General features: G+C 69.4%; 21 protein-coding genes and 1 tRNA gene. 16 read left to right on the top strand and 6 right to left on the bottom strand.

Features of this window, described 5'->3' with window-relative positions:
- Positions 1 to 181: 181 nt before the first annotated feature.
- Positions 182 to 264: transfer RNA gene (locus tag ACWIFB_RS16910), tRNA-Leu, on the bottom strand.
- Between the two features lie 221 nt (positions 265 to 485).
- Between ACWIFB_RS16910 and ACWIFB_RS16905 the strand changes: the two genes are divergently transcribed.
- The 7 genes from ACWIFB_RS16905 to pknB all read left to right on the top strand — a co-directional run bounded on the left by ACWIFB_RS16905 (position 486) and on the right by pknB (position 10062).
- Positions 486 to 1358: a DUF3662 and FHA domain-containing protein gene (locus ACWIFB_RS16905; protein WP_454058848.1), complete on the top strand. Its 873-nt coding sequence runs from the start codon at positions 486 to 488 to the stop codon at positions 1356 to 1358.
- A gap of 88 nt (positions 1359 to 1446) precedes the next feature.
- A complete protein-coding gene (locus tag ACWIFB_RS16900; protein ID WP_452098330.1) occupies positions 1447 to 1905 on the top strand; it encodes an FHA domain-containing protein FhaB/FipA in 459 nt (152 codons plus the stop codon).
- Entirely contained in the window at positions 1902 to 3512 is a 1611-nt protein-coding gene (locus ACWIFB_RS16895) for a PP2C family protein-serine/threonine phosphatase (protein ID WP_452098329.1), read from the top strand. The genes ACWIFB_RS16900 and ACWIFB_RS16895 overlap by 4 nt, the downstream gene beginning before the upstream one ends.
- Before the next feature lie 2 nt (positions 3513 to 3514).
- Positions 3515 to 4975 (top strand): FtsW/RodA/SpoVE family cell cycle protein, encoded by a 1461-nt coding sequence (locus tag ACWIFB_RS16890; RefSeq protein ID WP_452098328.1) that lies wholly within the window; start codon positions 3515 to 3517, stop codon positions 4973 to 4975.
- A gap of 7 nt (positions 4976 to 4982) precedes the next feature.
- Positions 4983 to 6455, top strand: a complete 1473-nt coding sequence (locus tag ACWIFB_RS16885) for a penicillin-binding transpeptidase domain-containing protein (protein WP_452098327.1) — start codon at positions 4983 to 4985, stop codon at positions 6453 to 6455.
- Positions 6452 to 8017: a protein kinase domain-containing protein gene (locus ACWIFB_RS16880; protein WP_454058847.1), complete on the top strand. Its 1566-nt coding sequence runs from the start codon at positions 6452 to 6454 to the stop codon at positions 8015 to 8017. Before ACWIFB_RS16885 ends, ACWIFB_RS16880 begins: the two co-directional genes overlap by 4 nt.
- Positions 8014 to 10062, top strand: a complete 2049-nt coding sequence (pknB, locus tag ACWIFB_RS16875) for a Stk1 family PASTA domain-containing Ser/Thr kinase (protein ID WP_454058846.1) — start codon at positions 8014 to 8016, stop codon at positions 10060 to 10062. The genes ACWIFB_RS16880 and pknB overlap by 4 nt, the downstream gene beginning before the upstream one ends.
- An 83-nt stretch (positions 10063 to 10145) precedes the next feature.
- Here pknB and ACWIFB_RS16870 read toward each other — a convergent pair whose 3' ends face one another.
- Positions 10146 to 10826, bottom strand: a complete 681-nt coding sequence (locus tag ACWIFB_RS16870; RefSeq protein WP_452098324.1) for an aminodeoxychorismate/anthranilate synthase component II — start codon at positions 10824 to 10826, stop codon at positions 10146 to 10148.
- A gap of 92 nt (positions 10827 to 10918) precedes the next feature.
- Between ACWIFB_RS16870 and crgA the strand changes: the two genes are divergently transcribed.
- Both crgA and ACWIFB_RS16860 read left to right on the top strand, forming a co-directional pair.
- Positions 10919 to 11185, top strand: coding sequence for a cell division protein CrgA (gene crgA, locus ACWIFB_RS16865; protein ID WP_344995699.1), 267 nt, complete (start codon positions 10919 to 10921; stop codon positions 11183 to 11185).
- A gap of 317 nt (positions 11186 to 11502) precedes the next feature.
- On the top strand, positions 11503 to 11970 hold the full coding sequence (locus ACWIFB_RS16860; RefSeq protein WP_452098323.1) for a PH domain-containing protein: 468 nt from the start codon (positions 11503 to 11505) through the stop codon (positions 11968 to 11970).
- A gap of 33 nt (positions 11971 to 12003) precedes the next feature.
- On the opposite strand, the gene ACWIFB_RS16855 is transcribed toward ACWIFB_RS16860, so the two are convergent.
- Positions 12004 to 12750: a rhomboid family intramembrane serine protease gene (locus ACWIFB_RS16855; protein WP_454058845.1), complete on the bottom strand. Its 747-nt coding sequence runs from the start codon at positions 12748 to 12750 to the stop codon at positions 12004 to 12006.
- Positions 12751 to 12850: 100 nt separating this feature from the next.
- Positions 12851 to 13381 carry a peptidylprolyl isomerase gene (locus tag ACWIFB_RS16850; RefSeq protein ID WP_344995688.1) on the bottom strand — a complete coding sequence of 177 codons (531 nt, stop codon included), beginning with the start codon at positions 13379 to 13381 and terminating at the stop codon, positions 12851 to 12853.
- Between the two features lie 122 nt (positions 13382 to 13503).
- Here ACWIFB_RS16850 and ACWIFB_RS16845 point away from each other — a divergent pair, with 122 nt between their 5' ends.
- From ACWIFB_RS16845 to ACWIFB_RS16830, 4 genes are all read left to right on the top strand, one after another.
- Positions 13504 to 14190: a hypothetical protein gene (locus ACWIFB_RS16845; protein WP_454058844.1), complete on the top strand. Its 687-nt coding sequence runs from the start codon at positions 13504 to 13506 to the stop codon at positions 14188 to 14190.
- Complete coding sequence (locus tag ACWIFB_RS16840; protein WP_344995682.1) at positions 14187 to 14669, top strand: GNAT family N-acetyltransferase; 483 nt, start codon at positions 14187 to 14189, stop codon at positions 14667 to 14669. The genes ACWIFB_RS16845 and ACWIFB_RS16840 overlap by 4 nt, the downstream gene beginning before the upstream one ends.
- Before the next feature lie 39 nt (positions 14670 to 14708).
- Positions 14709 to 16031, top strand: coding sequence for a TrpB-like pyridoxal phosphate-dependent enzyme (locus tag ACWIFB_RS16835; protein ID WP_454058843.1), 1323 nt, complete (start codon positions 14709 to 14711; stop codon positions 16029 to 16031).
- Positions 16032 to 16109: 78 nt separating this feature from the next.
- Positions 16110 to 17036, top strand: a complete 927-nt coding sequence (locus ACWIFB_RS16830; protein ID WP_452098320.1) for an SDR family NAD(P)-dependent oxidoreductase — start codon at positions 16110 to 16112, stop codon at positions 17034 to 17036.
- Positions 17037 to 17230: 194 nt separating this feature from the next.
- On the opposite strand, the gene ACWIFB_RS16825 is transcribed toward ACWIFB_RS16830, so the two are convergent.
- Positions 17231 to 19096 (bottom strand): ABC transporter ATP-binding protein, encoded by a 1866-nt coding sequence (locus ACWIFB_RS16825; RefSeq protein WP_454058849.1) that lies wholly within the window; start codon positions 19094 to 19096, stop codon positions 17231 to 17233.
- 241 nt (positions 19097 to 19337) lie between these two features.
- On the opposite strand from ACWIFB_RS16825, the gene ACWIFB_RS16820 reads away from it, so the two are divergent.
- Together ACWIFB_RS16820 and ACWIFB_RS16815 are read left to right on the top strand one after the other, a co-directional pair.
- A complete protein-coding gene (locus ACWIFB_RS16820; RefSeq protein WP_344995670.1) occupies positions 19338 to 20942 on the top strand; it encodes a fatty acid desaturase in 1605 nt (534 codons plus the stop codon).
- Between the two features lie 63 nt (positions 20943 to 21005).
- Entirely contained in the window at positions 21006 to 21641 is a 636-nt protein-coding gene (locus tag ACWIFB_RS16815; protein WP_230929640.1) for a TetR/AcrR family transcriptional regulator, read from the top strand.
- Between the two features lie 3 nt (positions 21642 to 21644).
- On the opposite strand, the gene ACWIFB_RS16810 is transcribed toward ACWIFB_RS16815, so the two are convergent.
- The gene (locus ACWIFB_RS16810) at positions 21645 to 22406 is read right to left on the bottom strand and encodes a PaaI family thioesterase (RefSeq protein ID WP_454058842.1); all 762 of its coding nucleotides are present in this window, start codon (positions 22404 to 22406) and stop codon (positions 21645 to 21647) included.
- Positions 22407 to 22417: 11 nt separating this feature from the next.
- Between ACWIFB_RS16810 and ACWIFB_RS16805 the strand changes: the two genes are divergently transcribed.
- Complete coding sequence (locus ACWIFB_RS16805; RefSeq protein ID WP_344995661.1) at positions 22418 to 23236, top strand: SDR family NAD(P)-dependent oxidoreductase; 819 nt, start codon at positions 22418 to 22420, stop codon at positions 23234 to 23236.
- The last annotated feature ends 100 nt before the right edge of the window (positions 23237 to 23336 follow it).

Genomic DNA, 23336 nt, shown 5'->3' with positions numbered 1-23336 from the left:
GACTTCAGCTGGGAAGACGGCAACGGAATCCAGAAAGGCTGGGGCGGCCGAACCAGCCACTAACCAACCCCGACACGCCCAGCGCTATACACACAATTTGGCCATTAACCCCAACCTGCCAGACAGCGAGCCGGGCAAATGAGTAATGTCCCGGATCATCTGATCCGGGACATCTCGACTGTGGGCGAAGGGGGACTTGAACCCCCACGTCCCGAAGGACACTGGCACCTGAAGCCAGCGCGTCTGCCATTCCGCCACTCGCCCGAGTAACGCTCGAATACGTTAACACGACCTGTCCGATCACTACTAATCAGCAGGTGGGGCCTGGTACGCGGCTCCGCGCGGGGAATCACCGAACTAGTAGTCGCAACTCTGGCGCGTGCTTAGAGCGGCCTCCGCCTCTATGATCGACCGGATGCCGCCGAGGGCGGCCCGACCGGTCGTGCCCGAGAGGCCACGACATGTGGAGAGAGAGGAGGCGCGACGTGGGCATAGTCGGCAAGTTCGAACGGACCCTGCAGGGCGCTGTGGGCGACGCGTTCGCCCGTCTCTTCGGCGGCAAGGTGGTCGCGGCCGAGGTGGAGGCCCAGCTACGCAAGCAGGCGGAGGCCTCCCTCAAAGTGGTCGACGGCCACCTGTTGGTGTCGAACAGCTACACCATCACCCTGGCCCGGTCCGATTACGCGTCGTTCACCGAGGACGAGGCGCTGGCCGTCAAGACCTTCTCCCGCCATCTCTCGGACCATATCGGCGAGCAGGGCTGGGAAACCTACGGTCCGGTGGCCGTGACATTCGTCGAGCGTGACGATCTCCACACCGGACAGATGCGCATCGACGGGGTCGTGGATCCCGATGCCGTTCCGTTCCACATCTCGGCCGCCGCGCCGGCTCCGGCCCCGGATCATCCGGCGCCGTCGTCGCCCGCGTCCGATTCGTCGTGGGCGAGCAAGGAGAGCAACGACATGCAGGCACCCGCGTCCAACTATCCCGTCTCGGCACGGCAGCCCGACCAGGGCGCCGGCTGGGGCGGCCCGTCCGACGCCCCGACCCGGATAACCCAGGGCCGATCATCGCTGACGGTGACGCTGCACCTCGAGGACGGCTCCGGCCGCACCTTCCGCCTGCAGCGGGGTTCCAACCTGCTCGGCCGCGGTCAGGATGCGGCGTTCCGCCTGCCGGACACCGGTGTGTCGCGGCAGCACGCGGACATCCGGTTCGACGGCCGCGAGGCACTCCTGACCGACCTCGGTTCGACCAACGGCACCACGGTCAACGGTGGACCGGTGCAGGATTGGCAATTGGCCGACGGGGATGTGATCCGCGTCGGGCACTCGGAGATCGTCGTACGGTTCGACTAGCCTCCACTACAGCGGAATGTCCCCCGGAACCCCGGGGGGCGATGACACGTTGGTAGAGCTGACAGACCGGCGAGAGAGGACAACAGCGATGCAGGGACTCGTTCTGCAGCTTTCGCGTGGCCTTCTGCTGGTCTTGCTGTGGCTGTTCATCTATCTGACGCTGCGAGCGCTCAGGACCGACGTGTTCGGAAATGTGGGGATGCGCTCGGGCGGTCGCGGTGACCGCACGGGGGGTTTCCTCAGCCGCGGTTCCAAGACGATCCGGCACCTGGTGGTCACGCAGGGCGCCCTGGCGGGCACCCGCATCACGCTGTCCGAGCAACCGGTCCTGTTGGGCCGGGCCGACTCGTGCACGCTGGTGATCGACGACGATTACGCGTCGAACCAACACGCCAGACTGTCTCCACACGGCCCTGACTGGTTCCTCGAGGACCTCGGGTCGACAAACGGGACCTATCTGGACAGATCGAGGGTCACCACCCCGGTCAAGGTGGAGGCCGGGACGCCGATCCGTATCGGCAAGACCGTGATCGAGCTACGCGCGTGACGCCGGCACTCGTCTACACGGCGCGGTCCCATCTGGGGATGGTGCGGGAGAACAACGAGGACTCGGCCTACGCCGGTCCCCGGCTCCTCGCGCTCGCCGACGGGATGGGTGGCCACGCGGCCGGCGAGATAGCCAGCCAGTTCGTGGTGGCGGCCCTGGCCAAGTTGGACGAGGACGAGCCCGGGCAGGACCTCACCGGCACCCTGAGCAGGGCCCTCACCGTCGGCAACAGCGCGATCGCCGCGCACGTGAACGCCCACCCGGAGACCGACGGCATGGGTTGCACGGCCACGGCGCTCCTGTTCGACGGCCGCCGCATGGGCCTGATCCACGTCGGTGATTCGCGTGCCTACCTGTTGCGCGACGGCGAGCTGTCGCAGATCACCAAAGACGACACCTTCGTGCAGTCGCTGGTCGACCGCGGTGAACTGTCGGAGGACGATGCCCACTCGCATCCGCGCCGCTCACTGATCCTCAAGGCGCTCACCGGCGAACCGGTCGAGCCGACCGTGGTCACGCGCGAGGCGCGGATCGGCGACCGCTACCTGCTGTGCTCGGACGGCCTCTCCGACCCGGTGAGCACCGCGACGATCTCGGAGACCCTCGCCGCCGGCTCCGTCGACGAGGCCGCCGACCGTTTGGTGCAGTTGGCGCTGCGCTCGGGCGGGCCGGACAACATCACCGTCGTGGTGGCCGACGTGGTCGAGTCCGCCCGCGACACCCCTGTCATCCCGGTGGTCGTGGGTGCCGCCTCCTCGGACGAGCCGGGCGTCGTGGACCCCGCCGCCGATCCCTACTCCGCCACCGCGGCGGGCAAGGCCGCCGCGTTCTCACGCTCCCGGGTCGCCTCCCGGAACGGCGAGGGCGCCGACGGTGACAGCGCCGACGGCGCTGGTGACGGACGTTCGGGCGGGCAGGCCGGAAGCACCGGGCGCGCCGGGTCCGAGTCCGACGACGAAGCCGACGCCGACCCGCCCCGCGGCAGCCGCTGGCGATTCGCCCTGAGCGTGGTCGGGGTGCTCGTCGTGATCGCCGGGATCGTGGGCGTCTCGACGCTGCTGGTGCGCAGCAACTATTTCGTCACCGATCAGGAGAGCCAGGTCGTGGTCAAGCGGGGCATTTCCGGGGACGTGTTCGGGATCGCCCTGTCCTCCGTCAGCCGTGTCGCATGCCTGACCCCCGAGGGCATGCTGACGATGCACGAGCCGGATTCGATCCCCTCCGGCTGCGACGTGTTCACCCTCGGTGACCTCCGTGAGCCCGCCAGGGAGACCGTCCGCGCCGGCATGCCCTCGGGCAGCCTGTCCGAGGCCAACTCCCAGGTCCTCCGGCTCGCTCAGGACAATCTCCTGCCCCCCTGCGAGCCCGAGGAGGAGCAGGCCCGCGCGGGCGAGGGCGGTGCCGGCGACGCGCCGTCGTCGTCGCCCGCTCCGACCCCCGATCCCGCCGATCCCGAGCCGGGTGCCGACGCTCCTCCGCGCGGCACCGACGATCCCGCCGCCGAGCCGGCCGACCCCGCACCCGGCAGGGACGGCGGCGAGCCGTCTCCCACGGCGCGTCCCGCCCCACCGCAGGTCCCCGGGGAGAACTGCCGGGCGGTGAGCTGACCATGACCGGTCCCGCAACCAACCCCCGCGGGCAGGCGATCCCCGACCGACCGCGCCGCGGCAAGGAGCTCGTCCTCCTGATCGCCGCCACGGTGATCGTCGGCTTCTCGCTGCTCATCGTCCAGCTCGCCCAGGAGCAGGAGCTCTCGCTCGCGCTGCTGTGGATCACGCTCGCGTTCTTCGGCCTGACCGGCGGCGCGCACCTGCTCATCCGCTGGTTGGCCCCCTACGCCGATCCCGTCCTGCTGCCCGGGGTCGCGCTGCTCAACGGGCTGGGGCTGGTCCTCATCTACCGGCTCGACCTCGCCTACGCGTCACGCGCCGTCGCGAACGGCAACGACCCGCCTGGCATGGACGTCACCCGCCAACTGCTGTGGACGTTCATCGGTCTCGCCGTGATGGCCGGCGTGCTCTTCTTCCTGCGCGACCACCGCGTGCTGGCCCGATACGGCTACACCACCGGCTTCGCGGGACTGCTGCTGCTGGCGATCCCCGCGGTGCTGCCCGCCCGGTTCTCCGAGATCAACGGCGCCAAGAACTGGATCATCCTGCCCGGCTTCACCATCCAGCCCGGCGAGTTCGCCAAGATCCTGCTCATCGTGTTCTTCGCGTCGATCCTCGTGGAGAAGCGGGAGCTGTTCACCACTGCCGGTAAGCGCGTGCTCGGCGTGGACCTGCCGCGTGCGCGTGACCTCGGGCCGATCATCGTGGCCTGGTTCTTGTCGCTGGGCGTGCTGGTGTTCAACACCGACCTCGGCATGGCGCTGCTGATCTTCGCCACCGTGCTGACGATGCTGTACGTGGCCACCGAGCGCGTGAGCTGGCTGCTCATCGGCGTGGTGCTGGTGGCGATCGGCGGTGTGCTCGCGTACGCACTGTTCGGGCACGTGCGGGTGCGGTTCCAGATCTGGCAGGACCCGTTCGCCTACTTCGACACGGGCGGCTACCAGAGCTCGCAGGCGCTGTTCGGGCTCGCGTCCGGCGGGATGGGTGGCACCGGGCTCGGCAACGGTCGGCCCGACCAGGTGCCGTTCGCGAACACCGACTTCATCACCTCCACCGTCGGCGAGGAACTGGGCCTGATCGGCCTGGCCGCCGTCCTGATGGTGTACCTGATCCTCGTGCTGCGCGGGATCCGCGTGGGGCTGACCATCCGCGACAGCTTCGGCAAGCTCGTGGCCGTGGGCCTGGCGTTCACCGTCGTGATCCAGGTGTTCGTGGTGGTGGGCGGCGTGTCCACCCTCATCCCACTGACCGGCCTGACGCTGCCGTTCATGGCGTACGGCGGGTCGAGTCTGCTCGCCAACTATGCGCTGCTCGCGGTCCTGCTGCGGCTGTCCAACGACGCCCGTCGTCCCCTGCCCACCCCGCGCCAGGCCCCGGCACTGGCCGATGCCGCCACCGGCATGATGCGCGCGCCGCGGCTGTCACCGGGCCGCGCGTCCGACCGCAGGAACGGGTGAGCGCCGTATGAACACCGCTATCCGCAGAGTCGCCGTCGCCGCCATGGTCATGGTCGTGGCGCTGCTCCTCCAGCTCACCTGGGTGCAGGTCTTCCGTGCCGACGAACTGCGCGCCGACTCCCGCAACACGCGCATGCTCCTCGACGAGTACTCGCGGCAGCGCGGGCAGATCACCGCGGGCGGGCGCGTGCTGGCCATGTCGCTGCCCTCGGACGGGCGCTTCGAGTTCGAGCGCACCTACCCCACCGCCCCGTACTCGTTCGGGCCCACGGTCGGCTACTACTCGCTGCAGTACGCCACCGCCGGCATCGAGCATTCCCAGGACGCGTTCCTCAACGGCTCCGACCCGCGGCTGCTGTCCCAGCGCATCACCGGGCTCATCTCCGGCCGCACCCCGCAGGGCGGCAACGTCGAACTGACCCTCGACCCGGCGGCCCAGGAGGTCGCCTTCCAGGCCCTCCAGCGCGGCGCCGGGCAGGGCCCCTTCGTCGGCTCGGTCGCCGCCGTGCGGCCCTCGACCGGCGAGGTTCTGTCCCTGGTCTCGAGCCCGTCCTACGATCCAGGCGAGCTGTCCAGCCAGGACCAAGCCGTGCGCACGGACGCCATGCAACGTATCGAGGCGAGCCCCGATCGTCCCCTGCTCAACCACGCCACCCAGCAGTCACTGCCGCCCGGCTCGACCATGAAGGTCATCACCACCGCCGCCGCCCTCGAGCAGGGCATCGGCCCCGAGACCCCGGTCTCCGGCGCCGACCGCACCCTCCTGCCGGGCACCTCCACCTACCTGCAGAACTACGCGGGCCAGACCTGCGGTGGCGGAACCGTCACCCTGCGCACCGCGTTCGAGCTGTCCTGCAATGTGCCGTTCGTCGAACTCAGCCAGGACATCGGCGACGAGGCCTTCACCGACATGTCCGCCCGATTCGGCGTCGACGGCACCGCTCCGGACAACTTCGGTCTCCCCGTCGCGCCGTCCGGCCTCGGCGAGATGGACGACGCCGCCCAGTTGGCGATGAGCTCCATCGGGCAGAGTGACGTCCGCATGACGACCCTGCAGAACGCGATGGTCGCCGCAACCGTCTCCAACGGCGGCGTGCGGATGCAGCCGCAGCTCATCAAGGCCCTCACCGCGCCAGACCTCTCGGTGATCGAGGGCTTCACCCCCCGCGACGCCGGCCGCGCCCTCACCGACGAGCAGGCCGCCACCATGACCGAGCTGATGGTGGGCGCCGAGGCTCACGCCGGCGGTGGTCTGCCCGGGGTCACCATTGCCTCCAAGACCGGCACCGCCGAGCACGGCGCCGACTCCTCCGAGTCGATCCCCTACACCTGGTACATCGCGTTCGTACCCGGCCAGGACATCGCCGTGGCCGTGGCGCTCGAGTCGGGCCCCGGCATCACGCGCGACACCGTCGGCGCAACCTACGCCGCACCCATCGGCCGCGAGGTCCTGGGCGCGCTGATGGGGGGTACGCCGTGAGCTTGAACTCCGGCGCGGTGCTGTCCGGCCGCTATCGACTGCTGCGGCTGATCGCCACCGGCGGCATGGGCCAGGTGTGGGAAGCCGACGACGCCGTACTCGACCGGCGGGTCGCGGTGAAGATCCTCAAGCCCGAGTTCTCCTCCGACCCCGAGTTCGTGGAACGATTCCGCTCCGAGGCCAAGGTCACGGCGCGGATCTCGCATCCGGGGATCGCGACGGTCTACGACTACGGTCAAGTGGAGGACCCCGCCTCCGGCAGCCCGCTGTCCTACCTGGTCATGGAGCTCGTCGTGGGCGAGCCATTGTCGGACGTGTTGGCCCGCGAGGGCAGGCTGCCGCTGCGACACACCCTGGACATGCTCGAGCAGACCGGCCGGGCCCTCAACGCCGCGCACGCGATCGGCCTGGTCCATCGCGACGTCAAACCCGGCAACATCCTCATCACGCCGGCCGGGCAGGTGAAACTCACCGACTTCGGGATCGCCAAGTCAATGGGCGCCTCGGCCGTCACCCAGACCGGCATGGTCGTGGGCACGGCCCAGTACATCTCGCCCGAGCAGGCAATGGGCCACCACACCTCCCCGGCCGGCGACGTGTACTCACTCGGGGTGGTGGGCTACGAATGCCTGGCCGGGCGGCGGCCGTTCGTGGCCGATTCCCCTGTGACCATCGCGATGATGCACGTCCGCGACACCCCCGAGCCGTTGCCGGACTCCGTGCCCGAACCCGTGCGCCGGGTCCTCGCCGAGGCCATGGCCAAGGACCCCGCCCGCCGTTATCCCGACGGCGGTGCCTTCGCCGACGCCATCTCCGACGTGCGGGCCGGCCGGGACCCCAGGCCGGCGAGTGCGTTCATCACCGCGGCAGGTGTTGCCGGGGCCGCGGGCGCGGCCGCCGGGTACCTGGCCGGTGACACCGCGGCGACCACCGTCCTATCCGACGGCCCGGGCGGCCAACCACCGACTCAGCAGCAGGGGCCCACGCCCACCCGGCAGTTCACGCAGATGCAGCCCGGGGCCGCCGGTTATCCCGGCACCGCCCGGGGGCAGCGCCCACCGCAGGCGGGCGTCCGCCCCGGGGCCGCACAGACGTCCACGCAGCGGGTCGCCGCGCCGCCGGCCACCACCCGGGCGCCGAAGCGCCGGTCGAACAGCGGGTGCGTGGGCTGGTTCCTCGTCGTGTTCCTCCTGGTGGCGGCTATCGCCGTCGCCGCTGTGGTCGCCCTGTCCAACGCGGGCGTCTTCGGCCCGGGCGGACTGTTCGGTGGCTCCACCACCACCCCCACCACGCCGACGTCCCCGCCGGTCACCGTCACCACCACGCAGGAACCCACCCAGCAGCCGACTCCCACGCCGTCACCCTCGCCGACGCCCGAGCCGAGCCCGACGACCTCCGATGTCCCACCGCCACCGGACCTGAACGACATGCTCGATTCGATCACCTCGGAGTTCAACTCGCTGGTGCCGCAGCCCGGGCAGGGCCAGGAACAGCAGGGACAGGGCCAGCAGGGACAGAGCGTTCCGGGCGCGGGCGGACAAGGCGGAGGAGAGCGCGGATGACCACTCCCTCGATCCTCGCCGGGCGCTACGAGATCGGTGACGCCCTCGGCTTCGGCGGCATGTCCGAGGTCCGCCGCGGCCGCGACACCGTCCTCGGCCGGGACGTCGCCGTGAAGATCATGCGGCCCGAGCTCGCCCGCGACGAGAGCTTCTATCAGCGGTTCCGACGCGAGGCCCAGAATTCGGCGTCGCTCAACCATCCCTCGATCGTCGCGATCTACGACCAGGGCGAGGAGCCGACGGCCGACGGCGCCCTGCCGTACATCGTGATGGAGATCGTCGAGGGCGACACCCTGCGCGACATCGTCAAGATGGACGGCGCGATGGACATCGACCGCTCCCTGGGTGTCATGGCCGATGTCTGCGGGGCGCTGGACTTCTCGCACAAGAAGGGCATCATCCACCGCGACGTCAAACCCGCGAACATCATGATCTCCCGCGACGGCGCGGTGAAGGTCATGGACTTCGGGATCGCGCGCGCGGTCAGCGACGCCACCTCGACACTCACCAAGACGTCCTCGGTCCTGGGCACCGCCCAGTACCTGAGCCCGGAGCAGGCCCGCGGGGAGACCGTCGACGCCCGCTCGGATCTGTACTCGGCGGGCTGTGTGCTCTACGAGATGGTGACCGGCGAGCCGCCCTTCACGGGTGAATCTCCGGTCGCCGTGGCGTACCAGCACGTGCGCGAGACCCCCCAGCCGCCGTCCTCGGTGAACCCGCAGGTCAGTCGGTACGTCGACGCGGTGATCATGCAGGCGATGGCCAAGAACCCGGAGAACCGGTACGCCTCGGCCGGAGAGATGCGCTCGGACCTGCTCGCCGTGCTGTCGGGCGGTCGACCGTCCGCGCCGCTGGTCCTGTCCGACGACGAACTCGACGACGACCAGCGGCCCGACGCCCCGCACGGCTTCACCGGCGCCGGTTTCGGTTCGGGGCGGTCGGACTGGTCGTCGCCGTCCGAGACCCTGACCGAGGCGCACGATCTCGGCGGGACTCCCGGTGACGGCGCGGCGGCGGGCGGCGCCGGGGTCGCGGCGGCGTCGACCGCAGCGCCCTCCTCCGGTAACCGGGGCTCCGGGCGCGGGGAGAGTAAGCGTCCGCGCGCCGTCATCATCGCGCTGTCCGCTTTGCTCGTCCTGGGTGTGATCGCGGGGGTGTCGATCTGGGCGACCGGAGACGGAGGCACCGGTTTCTCGCGTCCGCAACAGGAGGTCTCCATCCCCGAGGTCGCGCAGCGGCCCGTGGAGGAGGTCGTCGAGGAGCTCACCGCTCTCGGACTGGAGCCGGTACAGGTCCCGCAGACCGATCCGCAGATCCCCGTGGGTCATGTGATCTCGTCGGATCCCATCGCCGGCAAGCGGCTGGCGGTCGGCTCGGAGATCACACTGGTGGTCTCCACCGGTAAGCCGATCCTGTCCGTGCCGAACGTCATGGGGATGTCCCCGGTCGACGCCCGCCGCGCCCTCGAAGAGGCCGGCTTCCAGGTGGTTCCGGACAACGAGGCCCGACCGTCGACGATCGAGGACCAGGACAAGGTCGTCGACACCGACCCGTCGCCGGGCTCGCAGGTCCCCTCCGACCGGCCCGTCCGCCTGACCGTCGGGTCGGGACCGGAAGAGGTGCAGGTCCCCGACGTGGTGGGTCAGAACGCCAACACCGCCAGGGCGACTCTCGAGGCCGCCGGCTTCCGGGTGGACACCCGACGCGTCGACGGCACCGCCCCCGAGGGCCAGGTCGTCGAGCAGTCGACCTCGGCCGGCCAGACCCAGCTCAAGGGCGCGACCATCACCGTGCAGGTGTCCGCAGGCAACCGGTTCGAGATGCCGAACATCGTCGGCGACAGAGTCGACGAGGCGCTGGCCAAGCTCGAGCAGGCCGGATGGCGCGGCGGCCGTGGACAGCTGGTGGAGCTCCCCCAGAACGATCCCGATCTCGCGCGGGTCGGCCAGATCTACTCCCAGCAGCCACCGGTGGGTGAGGCGGGCGTGAACGACCAGGTCGTGGTCCGCGTCATCCGATTCGGCCTGGTCCCCGGGCCCGGCTGAGCCGGCCCGCCCACCGCGCGCTTGGGCGCCGGCCTGCCGCTCTGGGCTCACCCCCGGCCCGGGCCAGCCGGGAGGTGCACTGCTCAGGCGAGGGCGGCGCCGCGGGTGCGGTCGAGTTCGGTCTCGAGGCGCGTCACGAGCGTCTCCGACGGCCGCTCCCCACATATCCCCAGCCAGTTGGCGAGCATCCTGTGGCCGCCGTCGCTCATCACCGACTCCGGATGGAACTGCACGCCGTGGATCGGCAGATCCCGGTGCCGCATCCCCATGAGCAGTCCAGACTCCGTCCAGGCCGTGGCGATGAGCTCGTCCGGAAGCGTCTCCGGCAGGACGGTCAGCGAGTGGTAGCGGGTGGCGGTGAACGGGCTGGGGAGCCCCGCGAGCACAGCTGAATCGTCATGGGTGACCTGGCTGGTCTTGCCGTGCATCAGCTCGGCGGCCCGGTCGACGGTCGCGCCGAAGGCCGCGCCGATCGCCTGATGGCCCAGGCAGACGCCGAGCACCGGAACGCCGGCCCGCCCACAGACCTCGATGAGCGGAATCGTGACGCCCGCGCGGTCAGGAGTACCGGGCCCGGGGCTGAGCAAAACGCCGTCGAACCCCGCCACGACGTCCCGGAGGACCGACGGATCGTTGACACCCTCCGGGCCGCAGAATCTCTCGTCGTCGTTCCTCCACACCTCACACACCGCGCCCAACTGCCCCAGGTACTGGACGAGGTTGTAGACGAAGCTGTCGTAGTTGTCGACGACGAGGATGCGCATAGATGCAGCGTACTGCGCCCGGATGAGGTGAACGTCCCGGGCGCGGCTTGGTAGGGTATCGCCAGACATCCCCCAGCAGTTCGAGGACTGAAATGCCCAAGTCAAAGGTACGGTCGAAGACCGAGTACACCGACGCGGCCGTCAGCCGCACGCCCGTCAAGGTCAAGGGCTCGCCGACGCCGCGCTGGTACCTCGTCGTGATGCTCGGGCTGATGATCATCGGCCTGGCGTGGCTGGTGGTCTACTACCTCGCCGGTGAGCAGATCCCGTTCATGATGGCTCTGGAGACGTGGCAGAATTTCGCGATCGGCTTCGGTCTGGCGGTCGTGGGCCTGCTCATGACGATGAACTGGCGCTGACGCCCCGCTTTTTATCCACAGCTTCATCCACAGGTCACCCCCCGCGACACGCGGGGGGTGACCTGCATTTTCACCTCTTACCACCATTTATGCAGGTCAACAGGCCTTCACGTGAATGTTCCGCCTGTTGACCTGCGAATTTCCCAGCCCTCACACGCTGTGGATAACTCCCTCCACACTGTGGATTACAAGAAATGGACGACGACGACGACCCCGCCGCAGGTCGGACGCTCGTCTGGTCGAACAGCACTCGAACTCCACCCGTGTTATTCATCCACAGTGTGGATAGAGCCTGTGGATAAGGGAGGATGGGCGGCATGAGTGGTGGAGACGCGTCAGACGCCGGGCCGAAGGTCGCATCGTGGTCCCCGAGCGTGCTGTGGCCGAGCGTTCAGATCGTTATCGGCTTCGGCCTGGTGCTGGTGGGTCTCCTGCGTCAGGATCCCCTTGCGCTCCTGCTCACGGGCTTGGCCGCACTGATTCTCATCCCCACCGCGGTCTCACAGCTGCTGCGTCGGCCCCGTCTGGAGGTCGTGGACGGCTCGCTCGCGGTCAGGAAGCTGAGCGGCACGATCTTCGTTCCCAGGGAGGAGGTCGTGGAGGTGAGATCGCTGGGAGTGGCCCGGTGGGGTGCGCGGCAGCACCTCATGCGCCTGGAATATGTGGATGACCGTGGGCGCGAGCAGCTCGACGTGTTCACCCGTCTGGACCTGGGGACGGATCCCCGGGATGTGGTGGAGACCCTGACCGGCCTCGGTTTCCGCGGCCGGCCCACCGACGAGTGACGTGAGCCGGCGCCGCGGCGTCGACGCCAGGGGTCAGAGGCCCGACAGGGCGGCCCCCGCGAGTTCGGAGAGCAGCGCCTCCGCGGAGAACCACGCCACGACGCCCAGCAGCACGGCCACCACGAGGTAGCCGGTCCACGAGGCGGCCTCACGCCCCGCACGGCCGGTGCGGGAGGGCAGCAGGCGGGGCAGAACGACCAGGGCCAGCGCGGCGATCGCGCCCACGACCAGACCCCCGAGGTGGGCGGCGAGTGAGATCCCGGGGACGACGATGCTGATGCCGATGTTGAGGGCCAGCAGGACGGCGACCCCCTTGACGTCCAGCTTCATGGACATCGCGACGATCGCGTAGGCGCCCATGAGGCCGAAGATCGCGCCGGACGCGCCCGCGGTGAGGGCGATCGGGCTGAAGTGTAGGACGGCGACGGAGCCACCGATCGCCGATATCAGGTAGAGCGCCAGGAACCGGAGATGCCCGATGCTGCGCTCGATGCCGTAGCCCAGGATCCACAGCATGTACATGTTGAGCAGCAGGTGCATGGGCCCGAAGTGCTGGAACGCGGAGGTGAGCAGCCGCCACCACTCATCCCGGACCACCACCACGGGCGGGAATAGCGCGGTGGCATCGAACAGCGCCGAATGGTGGTTGTCCATGAAGCTGCGCGACTGGGCCACGGTCGCGAGATAGACGGCGAGGTTCGCGGTGATCAGCCACGCGGTGACGGGCTGGAGACGGAAGAAGCGTGCGATGGCGCCGCCGCGGCGGGTCTGGGTGCTCATAATGTCCGGTCGCTCGGGTGCTGCAGGGCCCTGCGGATACGACGGCGGCGCGGGCCCGGTCGAACCGGTTCCCGCGCCGCCGACTGACCGCGGTGGTCGGTCAGGAGATCTCGATCGACTCGATCACGACGTCCTCGGTCGGGCGGTCCATCGCGCCCGTGCGGGTGGCCGCGATCTCGTCGACGACCTTCCGCGAGGCGTCGTCGGCGACCTTGCCGAAGATGGTGTGGCGGTTGTTCAGGTGCGGGGTCTGGCCCACGGTGATGAAGAACTGCGAACCGTTGGTGCCCGGCCCGGCGTTGGCCATGGCCAGCAGGTAGGGCTCGTTGAACTGGAGCTCGGGATGGAACTCGTCCTTGAACTGGTAGCCCGGGCCGCCACGGCCGGTGCCGGTCGGGTCGCCGCCCTGGATCATGAAACCGGAGATGACGCGGTGGAAGATCGAGCCGTCGTAGAACGGACCGGTCTTCTCGCCCTTGGCGTTGGCCTGCGCGTACTCCTTGGACCCGTCGGCCAGGCCGACGAAGTTGCCGACGGTCTCCGGGGCATGGTTACCGAACAGCTCGACGACGATGTCGCCACGATTGGTGCGGATGGTTGCCTTCTGCGTTGCGATGCTCACGCTCCCCATCCTGCCACGCAGCGCAGACGCTCATCGCCGGAGACGCGATCAGAGCCCCACGTTCGCGGTGAGCGGGCCGCTCCCGCCTGATACTGGTGGTCGCTGTCGGACTGCTGTGCCACCATCGTCATATGAGCAAACGAAGCGATCGCGCTGCCGAACGTCGGGCCGTCAAGCAGGCCGAGAAGGACCTGAAGCAGGCCGGTACCGCCGCACGTAAGGCATTCGACCTGAAGGATCCCCGTTTCCTCGGCGAGGCCGCGGTGGCCGCCACCCGGGGCCCCGTCGGCCTCGCCCTCTTCGGTGCCAGCCGTGGCCTCCAGGTGGTGCGGGACCGTCGCGCCGAGCAGGCCGAACTCCTGGGTGAGCTGGCGGCGGACGCCAAGCAGCACGCCGACACGCTGCGCGAGAAGACGTCCGTCCTGGCGGCACCGCCGCAGAAGCGGAGCCCACTGCGCCGATTCGCCCCGCTGTGGATCGCCGGACTCGCCGGCGGCGCCGCTATCGCGGGCGCGACCGCCTACTTCCTGCGCGACCCGGGTGCTCCCTCCGCTGCGCCCACGCCCGCGCCCGCCCCGGCCCCCGCCCAGTCCCCCACGGCCGGCAGCGCCGCGCCCGGCCCCGCCGCCGGATCCGCACCGCAGCCCGCCGAGGCCGCCGGTGATCCCGCGGAGCCCGCGACCGGGGAGGACGTGTCGATCGACGCGGCGGATCCGGAGGGCCCGGCCGATCAGCAGGCCGACATCTCACCGGCTGCCGGAAGCCCGGTACCCGGACCCGCCGCCGGATCGGCCCCCCAGCCGTCCGAGGACGAGTGAACGAGGCCCCACCGTCGACCGAGACTCCCGAGCTGCGGATAGCGGCCTCGGCGCTCGACCGGCTGGGACCGCTGGACGTCCACGCGTTGTACAAGCTTCGCGTGGACGTCTTCGTGGCCGAGCAGGACTGCCCCTATGCCGAGATCGACGAGGTCGACGCGGACCCCGCGACCACTCACCTGCTGGCGCGGGTCCCCGGCCCGGAGCGGTCGGAGCTCGCGGCCACGCTGCGCATCTACGGCAGCGGCGAGGTCATGCATCTGGGCCGGGTGTGCACGGCCCCACAGTGGCGCGGCCGGGGCGTGGCCGCGCGGCTCATCCGGATGGGGCTCGACCTGTGCGGCGGCCAGCCCGTCGAGATCGGCGCACAGGCGCACCTGCAGCCGTGGTACGAGCAGTTCGGCTTCGTGCGATCCGGTCCCGAATACCTCGATGGGCGGATCCCCCACGTTCCGATGCGGCGTGACCTCTTAGGATGAGGTGTAGATCACCCCTCCCACTCCATCCGAGGACCACACATGACGTCTGACGCCTCCGCAGGTTCGCTGGTCAAGGCACTTCTGCCCGAGAGCGAGATGCCGACCCACTGGTACAACATCCAGGCGGATCTCCCGGAGCCGATGGCTCCCCACCTGCACCCCGGCACCAAGGAGCCATTGGGGCCGGAGGATCTGGCGCCACTGTTCCCCATGGCGCTCATCGAGCAGGAGGTCACCGGCGAGCGGTACGTCGAGATCCCCGAGGCCGTCCAGGAGATCTACCGCCTGTGGCGCCCCGCGCCGCTGATCCGGGCCCGCCGGCTCGAGAAGGCACTGGGCACGTCCGCCCGGATCTATTACAAGTACGAGGGCACGAGTCCGGTCGGCTCGCACAAGCCCAACACCGCTGTCGCGCAGGCCTACTACAACGCCGCCGAGGGCATCACCAAGCTCACCACGGAGACCGGGGCCGGCCAGTGGGGCGCCTCGCTCGCGTTCGCCGGCCAGGCATTCGGGATCGAGGTCGAGGTGTGGCAGGTCAAGGCCTCGTTCGAGTCCAAGCCGTACCGCCGCATGCTCATGGAGACCTTCGGCGCCTCGGTCCACCCGAGCCCGTCGGATCTCACCGAGTCCGGGCGCGCCATGCTCGCCAAGGACCCCGAGACCCCGGGTTCGCTCGGTATGGCCGTGTCGGAGGCCGTCGAGGTCGCGGCCGGGGACCCGGAGGCCCGCTACTCGCTGGGCTCCGTGCTCAATCACGTGTGCCTGCACCAGACCGTGATCGGTGAGGAGGCCATCAAGCAGCTCGCGATGTTCGGCGAGGGTGCGCCGGACTACATCTACGGTTGTGCCGGCGGCGGCTCCAACCTGGCCGGTCTGGCGTTCCCCTTCATCCGGGAGAACCTGGCCGGGGCCACGACCGAGATCATCGCCGTCGAGCCCTCCGCCTGCCCGTCGCTCACCGAGGGCGAGTTCCGCTACGACCACGGTGATGTAGCCGGCCTGACGCCCCTGATGAAGATGTACACCCTTGGTCAGGACTTCGTGCCGGACCCGATCCACTCCGGTGGGCTGCGCTACCACGGCATGGCGCCGCTGGTCAGCCACGTCAAGCACCTCGGGCTGATCGACTCGATGGCGGTGGAGCAGAACGTCGCGTTCGAGGCGGGCGTCGAGTTCGCCAAGGCGGAGGGCGTCGTGCCCGCGCCCGAGTCGACCCACGCCATCGCCGGCGCGCTCGCCAAGGCCCGCGAGCACACCGGAGAAACCGGCACCGGCCCGTCCATCGTGATCGGCCTGTCCGGCCACGGCTTCCTCGATCTACCCGCCTACCAGTCCTACGTCCGCGGCGAACTGGGCTGACCCCTCCGCCGACACGGCGAACCGCCCGCTCGTCACCGTCGTCCCACAAGAGACGACCCACCCGAACAGGAGCACTTCATGACATCGATCGACTTCACCGACCGCGTCGCGATCATCACCGGTGCCGGCGGCGGCCTCGGCCGCGCCTACGCCATCGCCCTGGCCGAACGTGGCGCCAAGGTCGTCGTCAACGATCTCGGCGGCGACGTGCACGGCGGTGCCGGCGACTCCTCCCCCGCCCAGCTGGTCGTCAACGAGATCACCGCCGCGGGCGGCGAGGCGATCGTCGACGGCAGCGACATCACCGACGAGGCCGCCGTCCAGCAGATGGTCGCCACCGTCATGGACACCTGGGGCCGCATCGACGTCCTCATCAACAACGCGGGCATCCTGCGTGACAAATCCTTCGCCAAGATGGATTCCACCGACTTCCGCAAGGTGGTCGAGGTCCACCTCATGGGTTCGGTCAACTGCACCAGGGCCGTGTGGCCCCACATGGCCGAGGCCGGCTACGGCCGCATCCTCATGACCACCTCCACCTCCGGCATCTACGGCAACTTCGGCCAGTCCAACTACGCGGCCGCCAAGTCCGGCCTGGTCGGTCTGATGAACGTGCTCGCCATCGAGGGCGCCAAGAAGAACATCAAGGTCAACTCGATCGCCCCGACCGCCGCCACCCGGATGACCGAGGACCTGCTTCCGCAGCGGGTGCTGGACATCATGGGCCCGGAGACCATCGCCCCCGGCGCCCTGTTCATGGTCAGCGACGACGCCCCCACAAAGACGATCCTCGGCGCCGGCGCCGGCGTGTTCGCCGTCTCCCAGATGGTCGAGTCGCGCGGCGTCTACCTGCCCGACGGTGCCCGCACCCCCGAGGTCGTGGCAGAGCGTTGGGCCGAGATCGCCGACATGAACGACGTCAACCCGCTCGAGTCGGCCTTCGAGCAGACCTCGAAGTACGCGGCGCTGGCCGCGCGTGAACTGGGCCTGCACCTGGAGAGCTGAGGCCACCGCAGCCCGCGCCGCCACCCACGCCCCCGCCACCCGCGCCGCCCCACGCCCCCGCACACCCGCGCCCGGCTCCGCGCATCGAGAAGAGGGTTCCGCACACATCGCCCGAGTAAGGGTGTGCGGAACGCTCTTTTCGTTGGTCCGCAGGGCGGGCTCAGGCTGGCGGATGGCGCGGCCGGCCGGGCAACCTATTCCTGGTCGGCGAACTGAGTCTCGTAGAGCTCGGTGTAGCGGCCGCCCGCGGCGAGCAGTTCGGCGTGCGTGCCGGACTCCACCACGCGCCCGGCCTCCAGCACGAGGATCCGGTCGGCGGCCCGCACGGTGGACAGCCGGTGCGCGATCACCAGCGAGGTGCGGTGCGCCATGGCCTCGCCGAGCGCCTCCTGCACCGCGGACTCGTTGGTCGAGTCGAGCGCGCTCGTGGCCTCGTCGAGCACCACCACCGCCGGAGCGGCCAGCAGTAGCCGGGCGATGGTCAGGCGCTGCCGCTCGCCGCCGGACAGCCGGTACCCGCGGTCGCCGATCACCGTGTCCAGGCCGTCGGGGAGCTCGCGGACGAGGTCCTCGAGCCGCGCGCGCCGCAGCGCGTCCCACACCTCGTCGTCGCCGACCTCGGGCCGCGCGAACGCCAGGTTGGCGCGGATCGTGTCATGGAAGAGGTGGCCGTCCTGCGTGACCATGCCCACCGTTCGACGCAACGACGACGACGAGACCTCTCGCACGTCCAGACCGGATACCCGGACCGCGCCGGAATCCACGTCGTAGAGCCGCGGCAGCAGCGAGGCGATGGTGGATTTGCCCGCCCCGGAGGAACCGACGAGGGCCACCATCTGGCCGGGCTCGGCGCGGAAGGAGATCCCGTGGAGCACCTCTTGCCCGCCGCGGGTGTCCAGCACGGCGACCTCCTCGAGCGAGGCCAGTGACACCTTGTCAGCGGAGGGGTAGGAGAAGCGGACGTCGTCGAACTCGATGGTCGCGGGCCCCTCCGGGAGGTCCACGGCGTCGGGGGCATCGGCAAGCATGGGCTTGAGGTCCAACACCTCGAAGACCCGCTCGAAGCTGACGATCGCGGTGACGACGTCCATGGGCGCGTTGGCCAGTGCCGTGAGCGGGCCGTAGAGCCGGGTGAGCAGCAGCGCCAGTGCCACGACCGAGCCGGCGTCCAGGCCGCCGTTGAGAGCAAACCAGCCGCCCAGGCCGTAGACCAGCGCCAGCGCGAGTGTGGAGACAAGGGTCAGCGAGTTCATGAACACGCTCATGAGCAGCGCGGTGCGCACCCCGATACCGCGGACTCGACCGGCGCGAGCGGCGAACTCCGCCGACTCGGCGTGGGGCCGGCCGAACAGCTTGACCAGGGTGGCGCCGCCGGCGTTGAAACGCTCGGTCATCTGGTCGTTCATCGACGCGTTGAGATCCGCGGCCTCGCGTCGCAGTGTCGCCAGGCGACGTCCGACGTACCGGGCCGGGAACAGGAAGATCGGCAGCAGCAGCACGGACAGGACCGTGAGCTGCCAGTTGATGCCGGCCATCACGATGAGCGTCAGTATCAGCTGGACGAGGTTGGACACGACGCCGGACAGCGTGTCGGAGAACGCGCGTTGTGCGCCCATGACGTCGTTGTTCAGGCGGCTGACCAGCGCACCGGTCCGGGTCCGCATGAAGAAGGCGATCGGCATAGTCTGCACGTGGTCGAAGACCGAGCGCCGCAGATCCAGGATCAAGCCCTCGCCGATCCGCGCCGACCACAGCCGCGTGAACACCGAGGTCACGGCCTCGATCACGCCGATCGCGGCGATCGCCACCGCGAGGCCGATCACGATCCGGACCGACTGGTGGTCCACGATCGCGGTCACCACACGTCCCGCGAGCAGCGGGGTGAGGACCGCGAGCGAGGCCCCGAAGACCGAGAGCACCAGGAAGACGACGATCAGCCTGGTGTGCGGCCGGGCGAACTGACCGATCCTGCGGAAGTTCTCCCTCGTGAACACGCTCCGGTCGAGCGTGATGTTGTTGTTCTCCGCCCGCATCAGAGTGCGCATCGCTGCTTGTTGCATCGTCACGTCGGACCACTCCTTCCGGGTCGGATGACTGATCCGACGACCTGCCCGTACAACCAGGTCAGCGGTTCAGATATTCCGGCTCGCGCGGGTGATCGAGGTCCTCGTCGTCGTACCGCGCGAACTCTTTGGACAAAGAACCCCCGCGTGTCTAGACATCGCCCGGCAATTTGTCTAAAGTCGAGGCAACAGAGTGGCATATGCCACACCGTCGTGAGTCTGGGGAAGGTCGTCAGCCATGTCGAGCATCGAGTACATCCGACCCGCCGGAGGGGACGGCGCCGACCGTCATGACGACGAGAGCGCCGGTGCTCACGGCCACACACACAACGACGCGCACGGCCGCGCGCACGATCACGATGACGCGGTGGAGCCCTACGCGTGGACCGATGCCAAGCGGTACCTCTGGCTGCTCGGCCTCATCCCCGCGGCCGGGCTGTTCCTCTCGCTTCCGCTGGTGGCCGGCTTCAACGCGCTCGGCTGGGGCGTGGCCGCCACCATCGCGTGGTACCTGCTGCCGTTCCTCGTCTACGTGGCCGTGCCGTGGGGTGACTATCGCGTCGGTGTCGACGGCGAGAACCCGCCGGACGAGGTGATGGACCGGCTCGAGGCCGATCCGTACTACCGCTGGTGCACCTACCTGTACCTCCCCTTCCAGTACGGCGCGCTGATCCTGGCCTGCTACCTGTGGAGCGCCGACGACCTGTCATGGCTCGGGTACGACGGCGGGCTCGGCATCGCCGCGTCGATCGGCGTGGCGTGGACGGTCGCGATCACCGGCGGCATCGGCATCAACACCGCGCACGAACTCGGCCACAAGATCTCCGGCAGCGAGAAGTGGCTGTCCAAGATCGCGCTCGCCACCACCGGCTACGGTCACTTCTTCATCGAGCACAACCGCGGACACCACGCGCGCGTCGCCACCCCGGAGGACCCCGCCAGCTCGCGGTTCGGCGAGTCGTTCTGGGTCTTCCTGCCGCGCAGCGTCGTGGGTTCGGCGCGGTCCGCGTGGGCGCTGGAGAAGGAGCGGCTGGGCCGAATGGGCAAGGGCCCCTGGACCCTCCGTAATGACAATCTCAACGCCTGGCTCATGACCGTCGTGCTGTACGGCGCGCTGATCGCGGTGTTCGGCTGGCAGGTGGCCCCGTGGCTGATCGTCCAGGCGGTCTTCGGCTTCTCCCTCCTGGAGGTCGTCAACTACCTCGAGCACTACGGGCTGCTGCGGCAGAAGACCTCGGCCGGCCGCTACCAGCGCTGCCGTCCCGAGCACTCGTGGAACTCCGACCACCTGGTCACGAACATCTTCCTCTATCACCTGCAGCGTCACTCCGATCATCACGCCAACCCGATGCGTCGCTACCAGGTGTTGCGCAGCTTCGACGAGGCCCCGCAGCTGCCGTCCGGCTACGCGGCGATGATGGTCGTGGCGTACATCCCGCCGCTGTGGCGCAGGGTCATGGACAAGCGCGTCCTCGCGCACTATGACGGCGACATCACCCGCGCCAACATCCAGCCGTCCAAGCGGGACAAAATCCTCGCGCGCTACGCCACCACCCCCGTCGAGGGTCCGACGGTCGAGGCTGCCACCCCAGCCGGAGATCCCGGCGGCGCCGAGACCTCGGCCGCGGAGCAGGTCATCGCGGACGCCGACACCGCAGTCGCGGAGCAGAACTCCGCGACCGGCGAGTACGTCTGCCCCAACTGCGGAAACCACTACTCGGAGGCCGCCGGCCTGCCCCGCGAGGGATTCCCGCCCGGCACCCCCTGGTCCGCCATCCCCGACTCGTGGAGCTGCTCGGACTGCGGAGTCCGCGACAAGATCGACTTCCTGCCCGTCGCCTAGTTGTTCGGCCCGTCACACGGTCCCCGCCCACGCGACGCGCGCGCTTCGGGAACAATGGTCACCATGCCGCGTCACCGCTCGACCACCGCCAGCCGCTCCCCCGCCGGGGACCGCCCGGAGCGTCGGTCGTTACGTTCCACGGTGTTCGACGCGATGCACGGCCTGCTGGAGAACCGCGACTGGTCGGCCGTGACCATGTCGGACGTGGCCAAGGCCGCCGGGCTGAGCCGCCAGACCCTCTACAGCACGTTCGGCAACAGGCAGGGGCTGGCGCAGGCTTACGCGCTCCAGCTGTCGGAGCGGTTCGCCGGGGAGATCCGCGACTCGATCAACCGCAACCCGGGTGAGATCGAGACGGCGCTGAGTGAGGGGATCAACGGCTTCCTGCTCTCCAGCAGCCGTGATCCCCTCATCCGCGCGCTGCTCACCGGCGATATCAAGCCGGAGTTGCTGCGGATCATCACCACCGAGGCGGGCCCGCTCATCGAGCGGGCCACCGAGGTCCTGACCCCGGCGCTGTCCCAGAGCTGGATGCAGATCGCGCCCGAGCAGGCGCGGCTCGCCGCCTCGATCATCGCTCGCATCGGCATCAGCTTCATCTCGCTGCCGCCCGAGGATCCCGACCAGCTCGCCAGCGGCCTGACCGAGGTGATCGCGCCCTACCTTCGGGAGGTCGTTCACCTGGACCTGCAGGCCTGAGGCCTACTCGCTGCCGTCTGCGACGGTCGAGCGGGATCCGGGCTGGCCGGGCACCGGCACGCTGGCCTCGAGGAACAGGCCACGAGCCTCCACACACAGCCGGTCACCGGCGTGGATCGTGCCGTGCGTCCACGTCTTGCGACCCTCGGTCTCGTGCACCCAGCACCGGAAGGTCAGCGGCACCAGCAGCGGCGTCGGCGACCGGTAGTCGAGCTCGTAGTGAGCGGTCATGCCGAAGCGGCCGCCCCAGTGGTTGGCCAGCCCCATCATGTGGTCGATGATCAGCGCGCTCATGCCACCGTGCACACAACCGGGGGGGCCCTGGTAGACGGGGCCGAGCGTGACCGTCGCCGTGACCGAGCCGTCGTCGCAACCCACGAAGTCCACGGGTGGCGCGATCGGGTTCTCCGGACCGGATACCGGGTTCGAACGCCGGGTGCCGGCGCCCGTCCACATGTTCGCGAGCCGATCGGAGGGGCTGGGCACCCGCGGTTCGAGCAGGTCGGCCACCTCGGCGAGACGATCAGCGATGTCGCCGAGCTCGACCTCCGAGTGGGCGAGCCCCGCGGTGGCCTCCCGCAGCCGGCGCAGCTCGGACACGACCCGGTCGAGTTCCGGATCCGCAGGTGGAAGGGCCGGAACGGGGATCGGATCGAACGAATTCCCCAGGAGCTTGCGCGCCTCCTCGAACGAGAACACCTCGTCCGCCTTCAACCCCGGCAGGGGTACTCCACCGAAACCTGGCCGATCGCTGTCAGTCGTCATACTCTGAGAGTATGTCGACACCTGTCAATCCGAAACCTTTCGATCCATCCAGCTACGGCCCGTGGGCCCTCGTCGTTGGCGGCAGCGAGGGCGTGGGCGCCGAGATCGCGTTCCGCCTCGCCGATCAGGGTGTCTCGTCCGTCCTCGTCGCCCGCAAACTCGAGGCCCTCGAGGAGACCGCCGAGGCCGTCCGCGCCAAGGGTGTCGAGTGCCGTGTCGTGTCCGCGGACCTGACCGAGTCCGACTCGACCGACAAGATCGCCGCCGCCTGCGACGGCCTCGATCTGGGCCTGCTCGTGCTCAACGCCGGCGCCAACACCTACGGCGCCGAGTTCGTCGAGTCCGACATGGCGCAGGTGCAGAAGGTCATCGACCTCAACATCACCTCGCCGATGCAGATCATCCGCCGCTTCGGCCCCGGCCTGAAGGCCCGCGGCAAGGGCGGCATCGTGGTGATGGGCTCCATGGCCGGCTACCTCGGTCACGCCGACATGAGCATCTACTCCGCCGCCAAGGCCTTCAGCCGTGTCTTCGTCGAGGGCCTCTGGCTCGAGATGCGTGAGCACGGTGTCGATGTCGTCGAGGTCATCCTCGGCGTCACCCGCACCCCCGCCATGATCCGCGCCGGCCTGGACATGGACCTGCCCGGCATGACCGTGAGCGAGCCTCACGAGGTCGCCGACGAGGTCATCGCCTCCATCGGCAACGGCCCCGTCCACGTCTGCGGTGGCGAGGGCAACGAGAAGGGCGTCGAGTTCTCCTCCGGCGTCAACCGCGGCCGCATCGTGGCCGGCGCCCACAAGCGCATGAAGGCGCTGCGCGGGGAGTAGCAACCCCGCCCGTTACCGTTATTGAACCTCCGGTGGTCGGAGGTCTGGTCGCTTGAGTGGGCATGGCTTTCTTGCCCTGCCATCAATGGTCCGGGGGGTG

This window comes from Dietzia sp. NPDC055340, from assembly GCF_053645335.1.
This window is presented reverse-complemented; position numbering and strand designations above follow the sequence as displayed.